This window comes from Microcystis sp. M_OC_Ca_00000000_C217Col, from assembly GCF_007095585.1.
Lineage (GTDB): Bacteria > Cyanobacteriota > Cyanobacteriia > Cyanobacteriales > Microcystaceae > Microcystis > Microcystis panniformis.
The window spans coordinates 1-3320 of the sequence record NZ_SFBV01000077.1 but is presented as its reverse complement, the minus strand read 5'-3'; the positions used below and the strand labels follow the sequence as shown (position 1 = coordinate 3320).

Annotated in this window: 2 protein-coding genes; both read right to left on the bottom strand. The window is 48.6% G+C overall.

The window, feature by feature from the left end; genetic code table 11:
• Nucleotides 1-209 precede the first annotated feature (209 nt).
• A complete protein-coding gene (locus EWV66_RS04405; protein ID WP_052275863.1) occupies nt 210-2069 on the bottom strand; it encodes an iron uptake porin in 1860 nt (619 codons plus the stop codon).
• A gap of 207 nt (nt 2070-2276) precedes the next feature.
• On the bottom strand, nt 2277-3146 hold the full coding sequence (locus EWV66_RS04400; RefSeq protein ID WP_002771577.1) for a bile acid:sodium symporter family protein: 870 nt from the start codon (nt 3144-3146) through the stop codon (nt 2277-2279).
• Nucleotides 3147-3320: the final 174 nt, after the last annotated feature.

Sequence of the window (3320 nt, the reverse complement as noted above, 5' to 3'; positions counted from 1 at the left end):
TAAGACCAGAACAGAGTAAATCTGTTAAGGCAGGTGCGAAAAATCCTTCGGGAAAGAAGCAGAAACCTAAATCGTGAGGTTTGGGAATCACCGTCCGTTTACGGCGGTGAGGATGTCAAGGATGCTTGTATCCAGATAGAATATCAGCGTTTATTTGCCTAAAACAAAACCCCACCATCGGTGGGGTTTCGGGTTTAATTTAGGAAATCCTAGAAGGTAAAGGTTCCGCGCAGGGTGCCAATCCACTCGTTACCAGTGCCTTTGAACTGTTCAGGTGCAGAAATCCAGATGACACCGGGGGTGATAGAAATATTGTCGGTGACTTGGTACTTGTAGAACAATTCAACGTGGTAGGGAACGATGTTAGATACTTTTAGCCCCATGTCTCGGAAGCTTAAGTGACCGATGTAGGGCTGCGCACCAGCAAACAGACCTAAGATATTTCCTTCTTTACCTAAGTCGGGGAAGGCAATACCAGCACCGTAGGTCCACACTTCCGCATCACCGAGACCGAGTAAGCGCACGGTGGAGTAGGAACCGAAGGCACTCAAGCTGGCGAAACCAAGATTCACTGCACCGGTTAAACCGTAGCTATTGGATACTTTGGCTCCGAAGTTGAAGAAACCGACTTCATCCTGTAGGGTGACGCTATCAGGATCGTTGCCGTTGACGTTGAGCAGGGTGTTTAACTGAGTTTGGGAAAGGTTAGCGGCGGAAGTCCCCGTTACACCGAAGGAACCACCGTTACCGAAGATGGCGGTATCGGCACCTTGGTAGGCGTTAACGTAGGTGAAGCCAACGTTCAAGAAGTTAAAGAGGTTAGCGTTAATCTGTGCTAAAGCGGCGTAATCTCCGTTAAAGAGACCATTACCCGGGTTAGGATTGGCCGCAGAACTGGAGCCACCACCACCGGCTAAATAACCCAAGGATAGGGAGGTCGGACCGACAATGCTTTGAAGAAAGCCTAACTGTAGGCTAACACCGGCCCCAGAACCACCACCGATACGATAGATGGGGTTTTCGGATGCGAAGGTGGATAGCGCACCATTACCACCGTCGAAGTCTTCAAAGAAGGGGTTAGTGGTGGGAACGAAGTCATTCCAAATACCACCCCAAGCGGCGACGTAGGTATTGAAGCGACCAAAATAACCTAAGTCAATGGGGGTATAGTAGGCCAACCAGTCGAGAACCACATCGCTACCGTTACCGGCGGCGGTCCAAGTTTGATAAAGGGAAGGGCTTTGCAGATTATCGAATCTGACGGAAGCGGGATCACCATTTTGTAGTGTGGTGGTCGATTTGTAATCAAATCCGAAGGGAGTGGCGCTGCCGGCCGATAAACGGGTTTTTAATACGTCCTGACCGGTGAAGCTCGTGTTTAACAGCAAACGAGCGCGGTATTGCATGGCGGCCTGGGAGGCAGGGCTACCGGCACCGACCGTATCGGTGACAGCGAAAATAACTTCCCCAGCTAATTTGGTGGTGGTGGAGAATTGGTTATTTTCGAGGAAAGACACCCGGCTTTCTAAGTTATCAACTCTAGCTCCCAACGCCGCTAATTCGGCCTGGAACTCATCCATCAAGCGCTTGAGGGCATCTAAGTCTTCCTTGAGGACGTTGACACCATCTTGAATTAAACGTTCCATCACGTTTAAGCAAGCGTTTAAACCAGCCGCAAATTCCCAACGGGTTAAAGCTCGGTCGCCGCGGAAGGTGCGATCGGGATAACCAACAATACAACCATAGCGTTCAACTAAACTTCTCAGGGCCTCATAGGCCCAAGCGGTGGGAGAAACATCGCGCAGTTGGTTAACGCTGGTGACTTGATCGATGGTGTTGCCCTGTACGGGTGCAACTTGACCTTCGTTACCGTAGCGCTCGATCTGATTGAGTAATTCGCCAGTTCCTGCACTGTTGTCCTGAACTTGAGCGATTTCTAGATTGTTAAATTCGGTAGAAACACTGGTAGATTTGACGGGATCGAAGCTACTAGCATTAGCGGAAGCTACTAGGGTAGCCCCCAAAATTGCTGGGCTAACCAGCAATGATTTCCAGAACATTTTTAACATGATGGTTTTTTCCTCACACCTTATAGGTTGACTACACAGTTTGATGCCGCATATAGCCTTGCTATTCTTCTGCCATTATACACAACTTAATTACTTAGGGAAAGATGTGATCTCATTTTTTTCCCTCGACCAGTTGACAAAGTGGCCACTCTGTCGTCCCTGACGGCACTTAAACAAAACCTAAGAGTTGACACAGCGGCGAGGATATCAAAGTTTCTCCAATTTGCGCTTACGACCGATTGAGTAAAGAACGCCCAGAACGGCTCCCAAAATTAAATAAGCCAGCAGCGTAGGAATCACCTGCTGCTGTACGTCATTCAAAATAGCGATAAAAAAGGCTAAACCGACATTGCGAGCAATAGAGGAAATCGCGAGAATCGATCGCTGATCATCATCGGGACCGCCTAGAGCGTGTCCTATCCCTAGAGAGGCGATTACCATAATCAGAATTGCAACCAGTGGCAATCCCCAAACTTTCAACAATACAGGAAATCCCAAAAGACCGACTAAGATAGCTAAGAGCAAAAACAAACCATTAGCCATAAAAGTTAAGGGTTTGGCGATCTTTTCGGCCAATTTAGCGGCGAACTTTTGCATCAGAAGCCCGATACTGACAGGCAAGAACTGCACCATGGCGACTTGCTGGGCTACCTCTAAAACGGTTACATTCTCTGAAAGCCTCTCAAAGAGGGTGGTAAAAATAGCCAAGGTAAGGGGCGTAATCACAACCGCAAGTAAAGCCAGGGTGAGTTGGAGACTGGCTGAGTAACGGAATCTGACTCCCGCCATTTGCGATCGCTTGGTAGTTAGAGGCGCACCAGGGGAAGCTGCCAAAAATGCCAATCCAGCCATCACTTCTGGGGGTAAGTTAAATAGTTTTAACAGCAGGAAAACCAGCAAAGGCACTAGGACGACAACGGCTAGAAGCGCACGGAAGAGTAAAGCGGGTTTGCGCCAGAGGGAGAGCATTTTCTCGAAAGAGAGAGCGATCCCGATGGCTAACATCAGCGAAAAAATCGTGATTTTAACAAGGATTAGCAATATTGGCTTGACTTCGAGAGATATAAGGGAGTTCATCGGAAATTTTGGGTCTGAAACCCCGCCGTTCTAGGTTGGCTTTACGTTAGAATTGAAAGGCCAGTCTCGAAAACCAAGTGGACGGCGCAGCACCTTGAAAACTCGGCTTAGGGGGTTCCGACCAGAAAAGCTTGGCCGGGTAAAAAGTCGCGCGCAACAAGTACAAGAAGCTAT